General features: G+C 68.5%; 16 protein-coding genes and 1 riboswitch. Of the genes, 11 read left to right on the plus strand and 5 right to left on the minus strand.

The features are described 5' to 3' along the window. Positions 1-78 precede the first annotated feature (78 nt). From ACFXC1_RS15640 to ACFXC1_RS15655, 4 genes are all read right to left on the minus strand, one after another. The gene (locus ACFXC1_RS15640) at positions 79-1,608 is read right to left on the minus strand and encodes a glycoside hydrolase family 3 protein (protein WP_381242951.1); all 1,530 of its coding nucleotides are present in this window, start codon (positions 1,606-1,608) and stop codon (positions 79-81) included. A gap of 9 nt (positions 1,609-1,617) precedes the next feature. Next, the gene (locus ACFXC1_RS15645) at positions 1,618-2,481 is read right to left on the minus strand and encodes a carbohydrate ABC transporter permease (RefSeq protein WP_381242953.1); all 864 of its coding nucleotides are present in this window, start codon (positions 2,479-2,481) and stop codon (positions 1,618-1,620) included. Continuing rightward, complete coding sequence (locus ACFXC1_RS15650) at positions 2,478-3,461, minus strand: carbohydrate ABC transporter permease (protein WP_381242955.1); 984 nt, start codon at positions 3,459-3,461, stop codon at positions 2,478-2,480. Before ACFXC1_RS15650 ends, ACFXC1_RS15645 begins: the two co-directional genes overlap by 4 nt. 102 nt (positions 3,462-3,563) lie before the next feature. Then, a complete protein-coding gene (locus tag ACFXC1_RS15655) occupies positions 3,564-4,850 on the minus strand; it encodes an extracellular solute-binding protein (protein ID WP_381242957.1) in 1,287 nt (428 codons plus the stop codon). Positions 4,851-5,159: 309 nt separating this feature from the next. On the opposite strand from ACFXC1_RS15655, the gene ACFXC1_RS15660 reads away from it, so the two are divergent. The 10 genes from ACFXC1_RS15660 to ACFXC1_RS15705 all read left to right on the plus strand — a co-directional run bounded on the left by ACFXC1_RS15660 (position 5,160) and on the right by ACFXC1_RS15705 (position 17,657). After that, positions 5,160-5,924: a GntR family transcriptional regulator gene (locus ACFXC1_RS15660; RefSeq protein ID WP_019072168.1), complete on the plus strand. Its 765-nt coding sequence runs from the start codon at positions 5,160-5,162 to the stop codon at positions 5,922-5,924. Positions 5,925-5,992: 68 nt separating this feature from the next. Continuing rightward, the gene (locus ACFXC1_RS15665) at positions 5,993-8,140 is read left to right on the plus strand and encodes a carbon starvation CstA family protein (protein WP_381242959.1); all 2,148 of its coding nucleotides are present in this window, start codon (positions 5,993-5,995) and stop codon (positions 8,138-8,140) included. Continuing rightward, positions 8,112-8,312, plus strand: a complete 201-nt coding sequence (locus ACFXC1_RS15670; RefSeq protein ID WP_381242961.1) for a CstA-like transporter-associated (seleno)protein — start codon at positions 8,112-8,114, stop codon at positions 8,310-8,312. The genes ACFXC1_RS15665 and ACFXC1_RS15670 overlap by 29 nt, the downstream gene beginning before the upstream one ends. A gap of 126 nt (positions 8,313-8,438) precedes the next feature. Continuing rightward, a complete protein-coding gene (locus ACFXC1_RS15675) occupies positions 8,439-8,702 on the plus strand; it encodes a DUF3311 domain-containing protein (RefSeq protein WP_381242963.1) in 264 nt (87 codons plus the stop codon). Next, complete coding sequence (mctP, locus tag ACFXC1_RS15680; RefSeq protein WP_381242965.1) at positions 8,699-10,300, plus strand: monocarboxylate uptake permease MctP; 1,602 nt, start codon at positions 8,699-8,701, stop codon at positions 10,298-10,300. Before ACFXC1_RS15675 ends, mctP begins: the two co-directional genes overlap by 4 nt. 72 nt (positions 10,301-10,372) lie before the next feature. Then, on the plus strand, positions 10,373-10,879 hold the full coding sequence (locus ACFXC1_RS15685) for a GNAT family N-acetyltransferase (protein WP_381242967.1): 507 nt from the start codon (positions 10,373-10,375) through the stop codon (positions 10,877-10,879). A gap of 62 nt (positions 10,880-10,941) precedes the next feature. Then, positions 10,942-11,065, plus strand: a riboswitch (cobalamin riboswitch). 124 nt (positions 11,066-11,189) lie between these two features. After that, complete coding sequence (locus tag ACFXC1_RS15690; RefSeq protein WP_381242969.1) at positions 11,190-13,598, plus strand: ribonucleoside-diphosphate reductase subunit alpha; 2,409 nt, start codon at positions 11,190-11,192, stop codon at positions 13,596-13,598. 56 nt (positions 13,599-13,654) lie between these two features. Continuing rightward, the gene (locus tag ACFXC1_RS15695) at positions 13,655-14,662 is read left to right on the plus strand and encodes a ribonucleotide-diphosphate reductase subunit beta (RefSeq protein WP_381242971.1); all 1,008 of its coding nucleotides are present in this window, start codon (positions 13,655-13,657) and stop codon (positions 14,660-14,662) included. Between the two features lie 292 nt (positions 14,663-14,954). Continuing rightward, complete coding sequence (locus ACFXC1_RS15700) at positions 14,955-17,039, plus strand: putative Ig domain-containing protein (RefSeq protein WP_381242973.1); 2,085 nt, start codon at positions 14,955-14,957, stop codon at positions 17,037-17,039. Between the two features lie 156 nt (positions 17,040-17,195). Further along, positions 17,196-17,657: a hypothetical protein gene (locus ACFXC1_RS15705; RefSeq protein WP_381242975.1), complete on the plus strand. Its 462-nt coding sequence runs from the start codon at positions 17,196-17,198 to the stop codon at positions 17,655-17,657. Here the strand turns inward: ACFXC1_RS15705 and ACFXC1_RS15710 are convergent. Beyond that, on the minus strand, positions 17,632-17,790 hold the full coding sequence (locus ACFXC1_RS15710) for a hypothetical protein (protein ID WP_381242976.1): 159 nt from the start codon (positions 17,788-17,790) through the stop codon (positions 17,632-17,634). The genes ACFXC1_RS15705 and ACFXC1_RS15710 overlap by 26 nt on opposite strands. Before the next feature lie 93 nt (positions 17,791-17,883). Here ACFXC1_RS15710 and ACFXC1_RS15715 point away from each other — a divergent pair, with 93 nt between their 5' ends. Beyond that, positions 17,884-18,846: a GlxA family transcriptional regulator gene (locus ACFXC1_RS15715; RefSeq protein ID WP_381242978.1), complete on the plus strand. Its 963-nt coding sequence runs from the start codon at positions 17,884-17,886 to the stop codon at positions 18,844-18,846. Positions 18,847-18,849: the final 3 nt, after the last annotated feature.

Consider the following 18,849-nt stretch of genomic DNA (forward strand, 5'->3'; position numbering starts at 1 on the left):
GAGGCGCGGGTTCCTCTCGCGTACGTACCGGTGCCGGGCTCCCTCGTGGAGGGCCCGGCACCGGCGTATCACCTGAGGTCACGCCCCCGCGAGGACCTCCGCCGCCGCACGGCCGCAGACCCGGGCCGCGCCGTGCGTCGCGATGTGGAGAGCGCCTCGGGGTGAGGCCTGCGGTATGCCCATCTCGACCACGACGGTGTCGGGGCGGGCCGCCAGTACGGTGTCGAGGGCAGCGGCCATCCACGGATGCCGGTGCTCGTCCCGCACCACGACCACGACCCGACGCGCCCCCGCCGCCTCCAGCACCTCGTCCCCCGCGGCCTCCCCGGCAAAGCTCCCCATCTCCGTGCCGGGCAGCAGCCGGGTCAGCTCCACACCCGCGCCCCAGGGCGTCTCGTCGCCGACGGCGATGTTCGCGACGGGGGTGAGGAGAGCGACGTAGGGCGGTTCGGTGAGGGGGGTGAAGCCTTCGGCACCGGTGACCGTCAGGGCGCGCCGGGCGGCGACGAGACCGATGTCGACGCGCGTCACGTCCGGCGCGGGAGCGACGCCTTCGTCCGAAGCGAAGGCTGACGCCGAGGCCGCCCAGCGGGCCAACCCCCGTACCCGTTCAGCCGCTTCGGCGAGGCGTTCCTCGGGGAGTTCGCCCGCGCGGACCGCGCTCACCAGGGCGTCGCGCAGGCGTCGTACCGTCTCGTCGTCCGCGAGGCCGCCGCCCACGCACAGGGCGTCGGCGCCGGCGGCGATGGCGATGACGCTGCCGCGTTCGATGCCGTAGGTGGCGGCGATGGCCTGCATCTCGATGGCGTCGGTGACGATGAGGCCGTCGTAGCCGAGCCGGCCGCGCAGCAGGTCGGTCAGGATGTGCGGGGAGAGGGTGGCCGGGTGGTCCGGGTCCAGGGTCGGGACCAGGATGTGGGCGCTCATCACCGCGCGGGTGCCGGCGGCGATGGCCGCGCGGAACGGGAGGAGTTCGCGTCGCTCCAGGACGGAGGACTCCGCGTCGATGCGCGGGAGGGCGTGGTGGGAGTCGACCGCCGTGTCGCCGTGGCCCGGGAAGTGCTTGGTGCAGGCGGCGACGCCCGCGGCCTGGAGGCCGGTGACGTAGGCGGCGGTGTGGCGGGCGACCAGTTCCGGGTCGGCGCCGAAGGAGCGGACGCCGATGACCGGGTTGGAGGGGTTGGAGTTCACGTCGGCGGACGGGGCCCAGTTGAGGTTCACGCCGCATGCGGCGAGCCTGCGGCCCAGCTCGTGGGCCACCGCCCGTGTCAGGTCGACGTCGTCCACCGCGCCGAGCGCGTGGTTGCCGGGGAAGGAGGAGCCCGTGCGCACTTCCAGGCGCGTGACGTCGCCGCCCTCCTCGTCGATCGCGACCAGCACGTCGTCCCGTTCGGCCCTCAACTGGGCGGTCAGGGAGGACAGTTGCTCGGCGGACGCGATGTTGCGGCCGAACAGGCCCACCGAGGCCAGGCCTTCGCCGAGGCGCCTCAGCAGCCAGTCGGGGGCCGTGGTGCCGGGGAACCCGGGTTGCAGGACGGTGAGGGCGTCGCGGGTCAGGCCGTCCTTTTCAGGATTGGACGCAGTTGTACCGCTGGCGAATGTCGTCATCGGTTGGCGTTATCCCTTCACAGCGCCGGCGGTCAGACCCGCGGCCATCTTGCGCTGGACGAGGAGGAAGAGGACGACGATCGGCACGGCCATCATCGTGGCGCCGGCCATCATCGGGGCGTATTCGGTGCCGTGCTTGGTGGTGAAGTTGCCGAGCCAGACGGTCGCCGTCTGGTGCTCCTGGCTGAGCAGCATCAGGGCGTACAGGTACTCGTTCCAGGCCTGGATGAAGCCGTAGACCGAGGTGGCGACCATGCCGGGGGCGAGGAGCGGGAAGACCACGCGGATGAAGGCGCCGGTGCGGGAGCAGCCGTCGACCATGGCCGCCTCCTCCAGTTCCTTCGGGATGTTGACTATGAAGCCGCGCAGGGTCCACACCGTGAACGGGAGGATGAAGGTCAGGTACGTGATGATCAGGCCGGAGAGCTTGTCGTACTGGTCGAGGTCGTTCAGCAGCAGGAAGACCGGGATGATCATCGAGACCAGCGGGACCATCTGGACCGCGAGGATGCCGACGATCACGATCTTGCGGCCGCGGAAGGCGAAGCGCGAGATGGCGAGCGCGGCCAGCAGGCCCACGACGATGCCGATCACCACGACCGACAGGGACACGATGAGGCTGCGGCCAACCGGGCCCCAGAAGTCCGCGATGTCCAGCGCCCGGCGGAAGTTGTCGAGCGTGATGCCGGTGGGCAGCAGGCTCGGGTCCGGGTCGATGGCGTCCTTGGCCGGCTTGAACGCGGTGTCGACCATCCAGTAGAGGGGGAAGCCGACGACGATGAAGACGAGGAGGCCGACGAGGTTCCAGCCGAGCTTGGACTTCTTGCGCCCGCCGGCCGGCCTGCGGGGCGCGTCGGTCGTGAGCGCGCTCATTCGACCTCTCCGATCTGAAGCATCTGACGCATGTAGACGGCGACGACACCGAGCAGCAGCACCACCGTGACCAGGGCTATCGCAGAACCCTGTCCGTAGTCGTTGACGACGAAGGCACGGTCGTACGAGTAGGTGCTCAGTAGTTGGAAGTCGGCCTCGGGATGGCCGCCGCGCATCACGAACACCTGGGGGAAGACGCCCATGTCCCAGATCACCGAGAGGGTCGTGAGCATCACGATGATCGGCTTGAGGATGGGCAGGGTGACGTACCGGAAGACGCCCCAGGCGCCGGCGCCGTCGAGGCGGGCGGCCTCCTCCAGTTCCTGGGGAACCTGGGTGAGTCCGGCGCTGAGGGTGATCACCACGAAGGGCACCGCGCCCCAGACCACCAGCAGCATGATGACGAGGAGGCCCTGCGGTCCGCTGGCGAACCAGTTGTGGCCGACCATGTCGACGCCGGGGAGCTTGCTGAGCAGGGCGTTGAAGACGCCGTAGTCGGTGTCGAAGAGCCACTTGAAGACGGTGGTCGCCACGATGACCGGCATGCCCCAACTGGCCACCAGGACAATGTTGATGAGGGTCTTCATCCAGCCGGAGACCCGCTGCTGGAGCAGGGCGAGGGCCATGCCGGCGACCATCGTGAAGACGACCGAGCCGGCCGCGAAGACGATCGTGCGGACGACGACGCCCCAGAACTCGCCGTCGCCCAGGATCCCGGAGAAGTTGTCGAAGCCGATCCACTCGGCGGGCTTGAAGCCCCACAGCTGGGACTGTCCGAAGGACTGGAAGGACAGCGTGACCAGGCGGACCAGCGGATAGCCCATGACCAGGGCGAGGATGAGCAGACAGGGGGCGAGCAGCAGCCAGGGGATCCCGGTCCCTCTCGACGTCCGCTTTCTGCGAGGTGCGCCCAAGGCGCGCGGTGGGGGCGCCTGCCGCGGCGGCGGCACCTTGGCGGGGGTGGTCGTGTCGGCACTCATCGCGCGCTCCTCAGCGGTCCCTCAGGTCGTACGGCCGTACGTGGGGCAGGGCCCTGCCCCGAAGAACCCGCCGTGGGGGTCCAACAGGGCCCTGCCTTCAGGTCACTTGGTGTTGATGACCTTGTCGATCGCGGTGTCCGCGGCCTTCGCGGCGTCCTCGACCGACTGCTTGCCGGTGCCGATGTTCTGCAGCATGGTCTGCAGGACCTGAGCCTTCTCGACCTGGCCCCAGCCCGGTGCCATCGGGACGAACCAGTTGGACTCGGCCGCGGTGGCCGGGACCGCCGTCGCGGGGTCGTTCTTCAGCGTCGCGAGGTCGGTCTTGTTGTTGGGCAGGTTGCCCTTGGCCATCAGGCCCTTCTGGCCGGAGGGGCCGGTGAAGGCGTTGATCCACTCGGCGGCGAGGGCCTGTGCCTTGGACTTGACCGGGACGGCCAGGTCCGAACCGCCCAGGAACACGGGCATGTTCTTGCCGGACGGGCCGGGCATCACGAAGTTGACGAGGCTGGTCTTCAGCTTGCCGCCGGTCTTGTCGGCCTTCGGGTCGGCCGCGCTCGCGCCCTCCCACGCGGCGCCGAAGATCATGGACGCCTTGCCCTGGCCGTAGACGATGTAACGGTCGGACTCGTCCTTGGTCTTGTCGCCGTGCATGTACTTGTCGATGACCGACTTCCACTCGTTGAGTCCCTTGATGGACTCGGGCGAGGAGAGGCTGGCCTTCCACTGGTCCCCGGACTGGGTGGCGATGGCGCCGCCGGCGTCGTAGACGAAGGACATGGCCGCGTACCAGTCGCGAGTGGGCTGGTACCAGGCGCTGAACTTGCTGCCCTCCTTCTTCTGGATCTTGTCCAGGTCGGCGGTCAGCTCGGTGTACGTCGTCGGGGGCGTCTTGATGCCGACCGAAGCGGCGATGTCACTACGCCAGTTGGCGACACGGCCACCGGCGTAGTAGGGGACGCCGTAGGTCTTGCCGGAGTAGGTGACCGAGGCCTTGAGGCCGTCGAGCCAGGCGGAGGAGTTGGTGAACTTGGCAGGGTCGACGGGTGCGAAGGCGCCCTTGACCATGTAGCTCAGCATCTCGGTGTTGCCCATCTCGACCACGTCGGGGGCCTTGTCGGTGGCGAGGACCGCGTCGAGCTTGGTGTTCTTGTCCGGCCAGCCGTAGTACTCGTGCTTGATCGTGACGCCCGGGTGCGCCTTCTTCACGGCCGCGTCGGCTGCGGCGACCAGCTGGGGCCAGTTGTTCTGCGCGTCGACGGTGAGCCAGACGGTCAGCTCCTTGGCGTCGGCGCCGCTCTTCGAAGAGCCCTTGTCGTCGTTGCCCCCGCACGCCGCGATGGAGACCATCATGCCCGCGATACCGATCGCGGCTATCAGCTTGCGCTTCACGCCACCCTCCTCAGGGATGCCTGCCACACCTCCCGCCCATGGGCCGGGACCTGAACCAATGGTGTAGACCAGTACCGGGAGCTTGGACCAGACCACAGGGCCTGTCAAGGGTTCCCGAAACCGCCCTGACCAGCCGTTATGGGACCTACATATGCAGGAACCTTTAAGTAAGAAGGCAGCGAAAACAACCGTGCCGGAGTACTCTCTTCCGCTAGACCACTTGCCCTTGTGGACTAGACCAAAAGCGACCGCGACGGTATACAGAAGGGATCACGAAGTGACCCTTGTCCGGAGCCGGAAAGGCGGAGCATGAGCACCGACGTCAGCAGTGCGGAGAACGAGGGTGGGGCTACCGTCCGCACCGCGCGTGTGCCCAAGTACTACCGCCTGAAGAAACACCTGCTGGACATGACGGAGACGTTGCCGCCCGGCACACCCGTCCCGCCCGAGCGCACGCTGGCCGCCGAGTTCGACACCTCGCGCACGACGGTCCGCCAGGCCCTTCAGGAACTGGTCGTCGAAGGCCGACTCGAACGCATCCAGGGCAAGGGCACGTTCGTCGCCAAGCCCAAGGTCTCGCAGGCGCTCCAACTCACCTCGTACACCGAGGACATGCGCGCCCAGGGCCTCGAACCGACCTCGCAGCTCCTGGACATCGGCTACATCACGGCCGACGACACCCTCGCCGACCTGCTCGACATCACCACCGGCGGCCGGGTCCTGCGCATCGAACGCCTCCGCATGGCCAACGCCGAACCGATGGCCATCGAGACCACCCACCTCAGCGCGAAGCGCTTCCCCGCGCTGCGCAGGTCACTGGTCAAGTACACGTCCCTCTACACCGCGTTGGCCGAGGTCTACGACGTCCATCTCGCCGAGGCCGAGGAGACCATCGAGACCTCCCTGGCCACCCCGCGCGAGGCCGGCCTCCTCAGCACCGACGTCGGCCTCCCGATGCTGATGCTCTCCCGCCACTCCCTCGACAAGGAGGGCAAGCCGGTGGAGTGGGTGCGCTCGGTGTACCGGGGCGACCGGTACAAGTTCGTGGCGCGACTGAAGCGCCCGCAGGACTAGGGGACTTACGCAGTAACGCCGGTTGCTCTACGTTCCTCCCGTCGCCGCATGGACGGGAGGACTCCCCGGTGCGTACCGCGAACGTCCGAACCATCGTCGTCTGGACCCTCGTCGCGCTCGTCGCCGCGGCGGGCTGGTCCGTCCTCGCGCTGGCGCGGGGCGAGAACGTGTCGGCCGCCTGGATGGTCGCCGCCGCCCTCGGCTCGTACGCCATCGCCTACCGCTTCTACGCCAGGTTCATCGCGTACAAGGTCCTGAAGGTCGACGCGACCCGGGCCACCCCGGCCGAACGCCTCGACAACGGCATCGACTACCACCCCACCGACCGCCGCGTCCTGCTGGGCCACCACTTCGCCGCGATCGCCGGCGCCGGACCGCTCGTCGGGCCCGTACTGGCCGCGCAGATGGGCTACCTGCCCGGCACGATCTGGATCATCGTCGGGGTCGTCTTCGCGGGCGCGGTCCAGGACATGGTGGTGCTGTTCTTCTCAACCCGGCGCGACGGCAGGTCACTTGGGCAGATGGCCCGCGAGGAGATCGGCCCCTTCGGCGGCGCGGCGGCCCTGCTCGCCACCTTCGCCATCATGATCATCCTGCTCGGCGTACTGGCCCTGGTCATCGTGAACGCGCTGGCCTCCTCCCCCTGGGGCACCTTCTCCATCGGCATGACCATCCCGATCGCCCTGTTGATGGGCTTCTATCTACGGGTACTTCGCCCCGGCCGCGTCTCCGAGGTGTCGCTGATCGGCGTGGCCCTGCTGCTGCTCGCCCTGGTCGCGGGCCGCTGGGTCGCCGAGTCGTCCTGGGCCGGCACCTTCACGCTCGCGCCCTCGACGCTGGTGATCTGGCTGGTGGCGTACGGCTTCATCGCCTCGATCCTGCCGGTGTGGACCCTGCTCGCCCCGCGCGACTACCTCTCCACCTTCATGAAGATCGGCACCATCGCCCTGCTGGCGATCGGCGTCGTCGTCGCCCTGCCCGACGTGAGGATGCCCGCCGTCACCGACTTCGCCAAGCACGGCAACGGCCCGGTCTTCGCCGGCTCCCTCTTCCCGTTCGTCTTCATCACGATCGCCTGCGGGGCCCTGTCCGGCTTCCACTCGCTCATATCGAGCGGTACGACGCCGAAGATGATCCAGAAGGAGACGCAGATCCGGATGATCGGCTACGGCTCCATGCTGATGGAGTCGTCGGTCGCGATCATGGCGCTGGTCGCCGCGAGCATCATCGACCCCGGCCTGTACTTCGCGATGAACGCACCGGCGGGCGCGATCGGCACGACCGTGCAGAACGCCTCGCAGGTGGTGACCAGTTGGGGCTATCACATCTCCCCCGCCGACCTCGCGCAGGCCGCGAAGAACGTCGACGAGGCCAGCCTGCTCTCCCGCACCGGCGGTGCGCCCACCCTCGCGGTCGGCGTCTCGGAGATCTTCGCCAAGGTCACCGGCGGGAGTCTGCGCGCCTTCTGGTACCACTTCGCGATCATGTTCGAGGCTCTGTTCATCCTGACCGCGCTGGACGCGGGCACACGGGTGGGCCGGTTCATGCTCCAGGACATGCTGGGCAACCTCTACCGGCCGTTCAAGAACGTGAGTTGGAAGCCGGGCCTGGCAATGACAAGTGCCGTGGTCTGCGCGCTCTGGGGCTACTTCCTCTGGGTCGGCGTCCACGAACCCCTCGGCGGGATCAACCAGCTCTTCCCGATCTTCGGCATCTCCAACCAGCTGCTGGCCGCCGTCGCGCTGGCCGTCTGCACCACCCTCCTGGTGAAGTCCGGCCGCCTCAAGTGGGCCTGGATCACCGGGATTCCGCTGGCCTGGGACGCGACGGTCACGCTGACCGCGAGCTGGCAGAAGGTGTTCTCCAGTGACCCGAAGGTCGGCTTCTTCAAGCAACGCTCGGTGTTCCAGGACGCGATCGACGCGGGCAAGGTACTGCCGCCCGCCAAGTCCATGGACGACATGCACACCGTCGTCACCAACTCCACGGTGGACGGAGTGCTTTCGGCCATTCTCGCGGTGCTCGTCGTGGTCGTCATCACGGACGCCCTCCGCGTCTGCGTTCGACACGTCCGCCGCCCGGCGCTCTCCTCGCTGAGCGAGACGCCGTACGTCGAGTCGAAGATCGTGGCACCGGCCGGACTGATCCCGACCCGGGAGGAGAAGGAGGAGGAGGCGAGGGCGCGCGATGTGGTCGGCGTTCCGGCGGGCGAGTAGCGGAGTGCGTTGGTACGTCCGGGAGTTGATGGACGAGTCGGCGTACGAGCGGTATGTCACGCATCTGCGCCGGGACCACCCGGCCGCCGAGGTCCCGAACCGACGCGACTTCGAACGAATGCGGACGGACCGCCAGGAGGCCGATCCACGCCAGGGTTTCCGCTGCTGTTGACACCGATGTCGGGCTTTCACTAAATCGACATGACGATATGCGGACGGGGTCTTTCGCTCGCGTGACGCCGTGACCTACATTGCCTGCGCGTTACACAGGTGATCAGTGAGGGGACGGAGCCGCGAAATGTCAGATGTGCCCGAAGTTCCGCCCGAAGTGGCCGCACCGGTGGTGACGCCCGTGCGCGTTGCCATAGCCGTCTGTCTGTTCGCGCCCTTCGTGGCGCTGCTCTGGGTCGGCTCCTACGCCAAGACGGACCCCGTATTCATCGGCATCCCGTTCTTCTACTGGTACCAGATGCTGTGGGTGCTGATCTCGACGGCGCTGACCATGACCGCCTACAAGCTCTGGCAGCGCGACCAGCGCACCCGTCATGGAGGCACCCGGTGAACGACGGCGTCAACGGCGTCGCTCTCGGCGTCTTCATCTTCTTCTTCCTGGCCGTCACGGTCCTGGGCTTCCTGGCCGCGCGCTGGCGCCGGGCCGACAACGAGCACAGCCTCGACGAATGGGGCCTGGGCGGACGGTCGTTCGGCACCTGGGTCACCTGGTTCCTGCTCGGCGGCGACCTCTACACCGCGTACACGTTCGTCGCCGTCCCCGCGGCGGTCTACGCGGCGGGCGCGGCCGGCTTCTTCGCGGTGCCCTACACGATCCTGGTGTACCCCCTGATCTTCACGTTCCTGCCCCGCCTCTGGTCGGTGTCGCACAAGCACGGCTACGTGACGACGTCCGACTTCGTGCGCGGCCGCTTCGGCTCGAAGAGCCTCTCGCTGGCGGTCGCGGTCACCGGCATCCTCGCGACCATGCCGTACATCGCGCTCCAACTGGTCGGCATCCAGGCCGTGTTGGACGTCATGGGGGTGGGCGGCAGCGCCAACTCCAACTGGTTCGTGAAGGACCTGCCGCTGCTGATCGCGTTCGCCGTGCTGGCCGCGTACACCTACTCGTCCGGCCTGCGCGCGCCCGCGCTGATCGCGTTCGTGAAGGACGGCCTGATCTACCTCGTCATCACCGTGGCGATCATCTACATCCCGATCAAGCTCGGCGGCTTCGACGACATCTTCAGCGCGGCGGGCGCCAAGTTCAAGGCGGCGGGCGCCGGCGGACTCGTGCCCGCCCCGGCCGGCCAATGGACGTACGCCACACTGGCGTTGGGCTCGGCACTGGCCCTGTTCATGTACCCCCACTCGATCACCGCGACCCTCTCCTCCAAGAGCCGCAACGTGATCCGCCGCAACACCACGATCCTGCCGCTGTATTCACTGATGCTGGGCCTGCTCGCCCTGCTCGGCTTCATGGCCATCGCGGCGGGCGTCAAGGTCACCAACGGCCAACTGGCCATCCCGCAGCTCTTCGAGAACATGTTCCCGGACTGGTTCGCGGGCGTGGCCTTCGCGGCGATCGGCATCGGGGCGCTCGTCCCCGCCGCCATCATGTCCATCGCGGCGGCCAACCTCTTCACCCGCAACATCTACAAGGACTTCATCAACCCGGACGCGACCCCGGCCCAGGAGACCAAGGTCTCCAAGATCGTCTCGCTCCTGGTGAAGGTCGGAGCCCTGGCCTTCGTCCTGACGATGGACAAGACAGTCGCCATCAACTTCCAGCTCCTGGGCGGCATCTGGATCCTCCAGACCTTCCCGTCCCTGGTCGGCGGCCTCTTCACCCGCTGGTTCCACCGCTGGGCCCTCCTGGCGGGCTGGGCGGTCGGCATGCTCTACGGCACCCTCGCGGCCTACGGGGTGGCCTCCCCGACCCAGAACCACTTCGGCGGCTCGTCCAAGAAGATCCCCGGCATCGGCGAGATCGGCTACATCGGCCTGACGGCGTTCGTACTGAACGTGGCGGTGACGGTGGTCCTGACGTTCGCGCTGAAGGCCTTCAAGGTCCCGGAGGGCGTGGACGAGACAAGCGCCGGGGACTACACGGCGGACGCGGGCGACCCGGGGGTGAAGGAGGAGCTCCCTGTAATCGCCGGTCACTGATTCCTACGTGATCACGGGCCGCCGGAGAAATCCGGCGGCCCGTTGTCGTACCCCTCCGGCACACTCGGCCTCATGGACATCGCGATCAGGCAAGTGGCCCCCGCCGAGTACGACACCCTCGGTGAGATCACCGCACAGGCCTACCTACAGGACGGCCTCCTCGACTTCGGCGAGAGCGACTGGTACCTCGGCGAGTTGAGAGACGTGGCCAAGCGCGCCGCCGCGGCGGAGGTCCTGGTCGCCCTGGACGGCGAACAGGTCCTCGGCGGCGTGACCTTCGTCCCGTCCGGGGGACCCATGGCCGATCTCGCGACGGCGGGCGAGGCCGAGATCAGGATGCTCGCCGTCGCCCGCGCGGCCCGTGGCCGGGGCGCCGGCGAGGCCCTCGTCCGCGCCTGCGTCGAGCGCGCCAGGGCCACGGACGGCTGCGTACGCGTCATCCTGTCGACCCAGCGCACCATGCACGCCGCCCACCGCATCTACGAACGCCTCGGTTTCACCCGCACCCCCGAGCGTGACTGGAACCCGATTCCGGAGCTCGACGACATCACTCTGCTCACCTACGAGTTGACGTTCTGACACGCTCCGAAGTCGCCGCGACACAACATCTGGGGGTGCCACGACAGCCCGGCACAAGATGTATGCTCATGCTCGCTGTCGCCGCAGGGGAATCCGGTGCGAATCCGGAACTGTCCCGCAACGGTGTACTTGCGTGCATACGCACGCCTGGTCAGTCCGAGGACCTGCCGACGGCGCGCCCGGCCAACCCGGCCCGGGCGCATGACGTCCGGGCCTCGTGGAGTGGGCCGGTGGACGCGACGCCCCGTGCGCTCGTGAGCTGCCGCCTGCCCTCCGCAAGGCCCCGTGCCGAGCGAGGGAGAGCCCCACCGTGACCATCGCGCCAGCAGAGCCGGCATCAGCGACCCAGGCGAACGAGGCGAACGCGAACGGAACCGACATGCCGGGAACCACCGTTCCCGGTGCCGACGGTCCCGGCGCCGCGATCCTGCGGACCCTGACCGAGCTGACCGCCGACCTTCCCGACGCCGACCCCGGCCGGGTCGCCGCCGCCACCCTGCGCGGCCGGTCCGCGCACGCGGACGAGACGGAACTGCGCGAACTGGCCACGGAGGCCGCCGCCGGCCTCATCTCCGAGGACCCGGTCTACTCCCGCCTGGCCGCCAGGCTGCTGACGGTCGGCATCGCCGCCGAGGCAGCCTCGCAGGGCGTCACGACGTTCACCGGGTCCGTCGCCGTGGGCCACCGCGAGGGCCTGATCGCCGACCGCACCGCCGAGTTCGTGACGCTGCACGCGGCCCGCCTCGACGCGCTGATCGACACCGAGGGCGACGACCGTTTCGGCTACTTCGGGCTCCGTACCCTGCACAGCCGCTACCTCCTCCGCCACCCGATCACCCGCAAGGTCATCGAGACGCCCCAGCACTTCATGCTGCGCGTGGCGTCCGGACTTGCCGAGGACGACTCGACCCGCGCCCTGGACGAAGTAGCAGCGCTCTACCGCCTGATGAGCCGCCTCGACTACCTCCCCTCCTCCCCCACCCTCTTCAACTCCGGCACCCGGCACCCCCAGATGTCGTCCTGCTACCTCCTCGACTCCCCGCTGGACGAGCTGGACTCCATCTACGACCGCTACCACCAGGTCGCCCGCCTCTCGAAGCACGCCGGCGGCATCGGACTGTCGTACTCCCGTATCCGCAGCCGCGGTTCGCTGATCCGGGGCACGAACGGGCACTCCAACGGCATCGTGCCGTTCCTGAAGACGCTGGACGCCTCGGTCGCCGCCGTGAACCAGGGCGGCCGGCGCAAGGGTGCCGCCGCGGTCTACCTGGAGACCTGGCACTCCGACATCGAGGAGTTCCTGGAGCTGCGGGACAACACCGGTGAGGACGCCCGCCGTACGCACAACCTGAACCTGGCGCACTGGATCCCGGACGAGTTCATGCGCCGGGTGAACGAGGACGGCATCTGGTCGCTGTTCTCGCCGGCCGACGTGCCCGAGCTGGTCGACCTGTGGGGCGACGAGTTCGACGCGGCCTACCGCAAGGCGGAGGCTCAGGGCCTGGCCAAGAAGACCATCCCGGCCCGTGACCTCTACGGCCGCATGATGCGCACCCTCGCGCAGACCGGCAACGGCTGGATGACCTTCAAGGACGCGGCCAACCGCACCGCCAACCAGACGGCCGAGCCGGGCCACACCGTCCACTCCTCGAACCTCTGCACGGAGATCCTGGAGGTCACGAACGACGGCGAGACGGCGGTCTGCAACCTGGGTTCGGTGAACCTGGGCGCGTTCGTCACCAATGGTGAGCTGGACTGGGAACGGCTGGACGAGACGGTCCGCACCGCCGTCACCTTCCTCGACCGTGTCGTGGACATCAACTTCTACCCGACCGAGCAGGCGGGCCGTTCCAACGCCCGCTGGCGCCCGGTCGGCCTGGGCGCGATGGGCCTCCAGGACGTCTTCTTCAAACTCCGCGTCCCCTTCGACTCCCCGCAGGCCAAGGCCCTTTCCACCCGGATCGCCGAGCGCATCATGCTCGCCGCGTACGAGGCCTCCGCCGACCTCGCCGAGCGCAACGGCCCGCTCCCGGCCTGGGAGAAGACCCGTACGGCCCGAGGCGTGCTGCACCCCGACCACTACGGCGTGGAACTCACCTGGCCGGAGCGCTGGACGGCACTGCGGGAACGTATCGCCCAAGTCGGCATGCGCAACAGCCTGTTGCTGGCGATCGCGCCCACGGCCACCATCGCGTCCATCGCGGGCGTGTACGAGTGCATCGAGCCGCAGGTCTCCAACCTCTTCAAACGCGAGACGCTGTCCGGTGAGTTCCTCCAGGTCAACTCCTACCTGGTGAACGAGCTGAAGCAGCTCGGCGTGTGGGACGCCCGCACCCGTGAGGCGCTGCGGGACGCCAACGGCTCGGTGCAGGGCTTCAGTTGGATCCCGGCCGACGTGCGCGCCCTGTACCGCACCGCGTGGGAGATCCCGCAGCGCGGCCTGATCGACATGGCCGCCGCCCGCACCCCGTTCCTGGACCAGTCCCAGTCCCTGAACCTGTTCCTGGAGACGCCGACGATCGGCAAGCTCTCCTCGATGTACGCGTACGCCTGGAAGCAGGGCCTGAAGACGACCTACTACCTGCGCTCCCGCCCGGCGACCCGCATCGCCCGCGCCGCGCAGGCCCAACCCACCGTCCCCGTACAGCAGTTGACCCCCGACGAAGACGCGGTCGCCTGCTCCCTGGAAAACCCCGAGTCCTGCGAGGCCTGCCAGTAATGCCCACCCGTCGCCCGACCACCGCCCCTGAAGGACAGCGCTTCGCGCCGACAGATATGACTGCCAAGAACCTTCTCGACCCGGGCTTCGAGCTGACCCTCCGCCCCATGCGCTACCCGGACTTCTACGAGCGTTACCGGGACGCGATCAAGAACACCTGGACCGTCGAGGAGGTCGACCTCCACTCGGACGTCGCCGACCTCGCGAAGCTGACGCCGGGTGAGCAGCACATGATCGGGCGGCTGGTCGCGTTCTTCGCGACGGGCGACTCGATCGTGGCGAACAACCTCGTGCTGACCCTGTACAAGCACATCAACTCCCCCGAGGCGCGGCTCTACTTGAGCCGCCAGCTCTTCGAGGAGGCCGTGCACGTCCAGTTCTATCTGACCCTCCTCGACACCTACCTCCCCGACCCGGAGGACAGGGCCGCCGCCTTCGACGCGGTGGAGAACATCCCCTCCATCCGCGAGAAGGCCGAGTTCTGCTTCAAGTGGATCAACGAGGTCGAGAAGCTGGAGAGCCTCCAGACCCAGGCCGACCGCCGCCGTTTCCTCCTCAACCTGATCTGCTTCGCCGCGTGCATCGAGGGGCTTTTCTTCTACGGCGCGTTCGCGTACGTCTACTGGTTCCGCAGCCGGGGTCTCCTGCACGGTCTGGCGACCGGCACCAACTGGGTGTTCCGCGACGAGACGATGCACATGTCCTTCGCCTTCGAGGTCGTCGACACCGTCCGCAAGGAGGAGCCGGAGCTCTTCGACGACCAGCTCCAGCAGCAGGTGACGGACATGCTGAAGGAGGCCGTCGAGGCGGAGCTGCAGTTCGGGCGCGATCTGTGCGGTGAGGGTCTGCCGGGCATGAACACCGACTCGATGCGCCAGTACCTGGAGTGCGTGGCGGACCAGCGCCTCCAGCGGCTGGGCTTCGCCCCGGTGTACGGCTCCGAGAACCCCTTCTCCTTCATGGAGTTGCAGGGTGTGCAGGAGCTGACCAACTTCTTCGAGCGCCGCCCGTCGGCGTACCAGGTGGCGGTGGAGGGCACGGTCGACCTCGACGAGGACTTCTAGCCCCGCCGAACACCCTTTATGTATCGCTTACTTCGCGGACGGCCCATGGAGCTTCCATGGGCCGTCCATGGAGTTTCTATGGAGCGGCAAAGTTCATGGGGTGCGTCTGTTCGCGGTCGCGCCACCCCGGCTACGTTCTGCCCGTCCTGTCCATGTCATTCACAACGGCATCACAGAACGCTCCAAGTGTCATGCCCATGACGACGTCCAACGCCGCCGCTACGCGCGTCACAGGCCTGCCACCACGCCGAGGAACCCCACTCCAATCGAACTCGACGGAGGCAGTACCCCCATGCGTGAGAAGCCCAGACGAAGCCTGCGAAGACTACTGACCGCCGCCATACCCGTCCTCACCCTCAGCGTCTTCGGTCTCGCGGCGGCCTCCCCCGCCGACGCGCGCCCCGCGGCCCAGGCGGTCGTCCAGTCCGCCCAGGTTTCCAAGGTCACCCAGAACGCCAAGGCCCTGACCGCCCCCGCGGCCCAGGCCGTCCACTCCACCGGCAAGGCCGGGCAGAAGGTGCCGACCGAGCACCTGTGCGCGAAGGCGGCCCCCGGTTCGGCGGCCTGTTTCGCCCAGCGGCGCACCGACATCAAGCAGAAGCTCGCCGCCGCCGTGCACCCGGACGCCGCGGCCGCGGTCTCCGGCCTCAGCCCGGCCAACCTGCACAGCGCGTACGCCCTTCCCTCGACCGGCGGTTCCGGCCTGACGGTCGCGGTGGTCGACGCGTACAACGACCCCAACGCGGCCTCGGACCTGGCCACCTACCGCTCCAACTTCGGCCTGTCGGCCTGCACGGTGGCCAACGGCTGCTTCAAGCAGGTCAGTCAGACCGGCTCGACCACGTCCCTGCCGACGAACGACAGCGGCTGGGCGGGCGAGGAAGCGCTCGACATCGACATGGTCAGCGCGGTCTGCCCGAACTGCAACATCATCCTGGTCGAGGCCAACTCCGCGACCGACTCGGACCTCGGCACCGCCGAGAACGAGGCCGTCGCCCTGGGCGCGAAGTTCGTCTCCAACAGCTGGGGCGGCTCCGAGTCCTCCTCGCAGACCTCCGAGGACACCTCGTACTTCAAGCACCCGGGCGTAGCGATCACCGTCTCCTCCGGTGACTCCGCCTACGGTGCCGAGTACCCGGCAACGTCCCAGTACGTGACCGCAGTTGGCGGTACCGCACTCTCCACCTCCTCCAACTCCCGCGGCTGGACCGAGTCCGTCTGGAAGACCAGCAGCACCGAGGGCACCGGCTCCGGCTGCTCGGCGTACGACGCCAAGCCGAGCTGGCAGACCGACACGGGCTGCACCAAGCGCATGGAGGCCGACGTCTCCGCCGTCGCCGACCCCGCCACCGGCGTGGCCGTCTACGACACCTACGGCGGCTCCGGCTGGGCGGTCTACGGCGGCACCAGCGCCTCGTCCCCGATCATCGCGGGCGTCTACGCGCTGGCCGGCACCCCGGGCTCCAGCGACTACCCGGCGAAGTACCCCTACTCCCACACCAGCAACCTGTACGACGTCACCAGCGGCAACAACGGCTCCTGCTCGACGAGCTACTTCTGCACCGCGGGCACCGGCTACGACGGCCCGACCGGCTGGGGCACCCCGGACGGCACCGCCGCCTTCACCTCCGGCACCACGACCGGCAACACGGTGACCGTCACCAACCCGGGCAGCCAGTCCACCGCGACCGGTTCCACGGCCAGCCTGCAGATCTCGGCCTCCGACAGCGCGGGAGCGACCCTCTCCTACAGCGCGAGCGGGCTGCCGACCGGCCTGTCGATCAGCAGCTCGACCGGTCTGATCTCCGGCACCGCGTCCACCGCCGGCACCTACGCCGTGACGGTGACCGCGACCGACTCCACCGGCGCCTCCGGCTCGGCCTCCTTCACCTGGACGGTCAGCACCTCCGGCGGCGGCAGCTGCACCTCGTCCCAGCTCCTGGGCAACGCGGGCTTCGAGTCGGGCAACACGACCTGGACCGCGTCCAGCGGCGTCATCACCAACTCCAGCAGTGAGGCGGCCCGCACCGGTTCGTACAAGGCCTGGCTGGACGGCTACGGCTCGACGCACACCGACACGCTGTCCCAGTCGGTGACGATCCCGTCCGGCTGCACGGGCACGACCTTCACCTTCTACCTGCACGTCGACACGGCCGAGACCAGTACCAGCACGGCCTACGACAAGCTGACGGTCACCGCCGGATCGACCACCCTGGCCACCTACTCCAACCTCAACGCGGCGACCGGCTACGTCGCGAAGTCCTTCAGCCTGTCGGCCTTCGCCGGCACCACGGTCACCCTGAAGTTCAGCGGAGTCGAGGACTCCTCGCTCCAGACCAGCTTCGTCGTCGACGACACCGCCGTCACGACCAGCTGACCTCCTCATGAGCTGAGCCCCGGCCGTCTCGCAGCGGCCGGGGCTCTGTCATGTCTACGGATGCGGTGTCCGCGAGTGTCATGTCCACGAATACTTCACGTCTCACGGCGGATCCGGTTGCGTCCGTGACACGTCAAAGGGGCAAGGAGGCCCCCCATGCGTCGATCCATCCTCGCTCCGTCCCTCGCCGTCGCCACCCTGGCACTCGCCCTCACGGGCTGCGGCGGCACGAAGTCCGACACCGGAAGCGGCAGTGTGTCGCCGTCCTCGTCCCCCACACCGAGCAAGAGCAAGTCGGCCTGTACGGCGAAGGAGACCCTCGCCGCCACCGACGACAACGGCACGTTCTGTCTGACGACCGGCAGCACGGTCCGGATCCTGCTGGACGGGACGGAGTCCCGGCCGTGGGCGCAGGTCAAGACCGCCGGCACCGGCCTGGAGGCCACCAACAGCGGGATCCTGATCCGGCCCGGCGACGCGAGCAACGCGTTCAAGGCGGTCTCGGCCGGGACCGTGAAGCTCACGTCGTCCCGGCCGCTGTGTGCGACCGCCCCGCACAAGATCTCCTGCAAGGGCATTCAGGAGTGGTCGGTCACCGTCGTGGTGACGAAGTCATGATCCGGTGGGCGGTCCGGATCTGACGGTCGACGCGGCGCTCGTGCGCGATGCCGAGCAGCGACGGGAAGGCCACGGCGAGGATGACGCCGAGGACGGTCAGTAGGGCGATGAGGTTGTCCATGGCTGCGTTCATAGACACCAGTGTCGCGACTTACACTCCTTACCGTCAGTGGCAGAACTGCCGTACACCCTCGATTTACTGCCACTTCCGGCGCACACTGGCAGCATGCTGAGAAACGTGGCCGTAGTCCTGCTCGACGGAGTCCATCCCTTCGAACTCGGCGTCGTCTGCGAGGTGTTCGGCCTCGACCGCAGCGACGAGGGCCTGCCGGTCTACGACTTCGCGGTCGCCTCGGCCGAGGGGCCGACGCTCGCCACGCACGCCGGCTTCTCGCTGGCCGTCGAACATGGGCTGGAGCGGCTGGAGAGCGCGGACCTGATCGCCGTACCGGCCGGTGCGACCTACGCCGCGCGGGAGTACCCGGAGGAGCTGCTCGACGCGCTGCGGCGGGCCGTGGACCGGGGCGCCCGGGTGCTCAGCGTCTGCTCGGGGGTGTTCGTGCTGGCCGCCGCCGGGCTGCTGGACGGGCGGCGGTGCGCGGTGCACTGGCATCACGCGGAGCTGCTGGCCCGGCGGTATCCGAAGATCGTCGTGGAACCGGATGTGCTGTACGTCGACGCGGACCCGGTGATCACCTCCGCCGGTACGGCCGCCGGTATCGACGCCTGTCTGCACATCGTGCGCAAGGAGCAGGGTCCTGAGGTCGCCAACGCCATCGCGCGGCGGATGGTCGTACCGCCGCACCGGGACGGCGGTCAGGCCCAGTACATCGAGCGGCCGCTGCCGCGCTCGCAGTGCGACACCGTGGGCGAGGTGCTGGTGTGGATGGCGGAGCACCTCGACGAGGAGGTCACCGTCGAGCAGCTCGCCGCCCGCGCCCACATGTCGCCGCGTACGTTCGCGCGCCGTTTCCAGCAGGAGACCGGGACCACGCCGTACCGCTGGATCCTGCGTCAACGGGTGCTGCTGGCACAGCAGTTGCTGGAGGGGACGGACGAGACGATGGACGAGATCGCCTGGCGCACCGGCTTCGGTACCGCGCCCGCGCTGCGCCATCAGTTCGTCCGCGCCCTGGGCACCACTCCGAACGCCTACCGGCGCACGTTCAGGGGCCCGGAAGCCGCCTGAACG

The organism is Streptomyces hokutonensis (assembly GCF_042751305.1).
In the GTDB taxonomy this organism is placed as follows: Bacteria; Actinomycetota; Actinomycetes; order Streptomycetales; family Streptomycetaceae; genus Streptomyces; species Streptomyces hokutonensis_A.

Excerpts from the sequence above, each read along its gene's own strand:
- ACFXC1_RS15640 (WP_381242951.1), bottom strand. The coding sequence starts at position 1,608 with ATGACGACATTCGCCAGCGGTACAACTGCGTCCAATCCTGAAAAGGAC.
- ACFXC1_RS15645 (WP_381242953.1), bottom strand. The coding sequence starts at position 2,481 with ATGAGCGCGCTCACGACCGACGCGCCCCGCAGGCCGGCCGGCGGGCGC.
- ACFXC1_RS15650 (WP_381242955.1), bottom strand. The coding sequence starts at position 3,461 with ATGAGTGCCGACACGACCACCCCCGCCAAGGTGCCGCCGCCGCGGCAG.
- ACFXC1_RS15660 (WP_019072168.1), top strand. The coding sequence starts at position 5,160 with ATGAGCACCGACGTCAGCAGTGCGGAGAACGAGGGTGGGGCTACCGTC.
- ACFXC1_RS15670 (WP_381242961.1), top strand. The coding sequence starts at position 8,112 with ATGTGGTCGGCGTTCCGGCGGGCGAGTAGCGGAGTGCGTTGGTACGTC.
- ACFXC1_RS15675 (WP_381242963.1), top strand. The coding sequence starts at position 8,439 with ATGTCAGATGTGCCCGAAGTTCCGCCCGAAGTGGCCGCACCGGTGGTG.
- ACFXC1_RS15685 (WP_381242967.1), top strand. The coding sequence starts at position 10,373 with ATGGACATCGCGATCAGGCAAGTGGCCCCCGCCGAGTACGACACCCTC.
- ACFXC1_RS15695 (WP_381242971.1), top strand. The coding sequence starts at position 13,655 with ATGACTGCCAAGAACCTTCTCGACCCGGGCTTCGAGCTGACCCTCCGC.
- ACFXC1_RS15700 (WP_381242973.1), top strand. The coding sequence starts at position 14,955 with ATGCGTGAGAAGCCCAGACGAAGCCTGCGAAGACTACTGACCGCCGCC.
- ACFXC1_RS15705 (WP_381242975.1), top strand. The coding sequence starts at position 17,196 with ATGCGTCGATCCATCCTCGCTCCGTCCCTCGCCGTCGCCACCCTGGCA.
- ACFXC1_RS15710 (WP_381242976.1), bottom strand. The coding sequence starts at position 17,790 with ATGAACGCAGCCATGGACAACCTCATCGCCCTACTGACCGTCCTCGGC.
- ACFXC1_RS15715 (WP_381242978.1), top strand. The coding sequence starts at position 17,884 with ATGCTGAGAAACGTGGCCGTAGTCCTGCTCGACGGAGTCCATCCCTTC.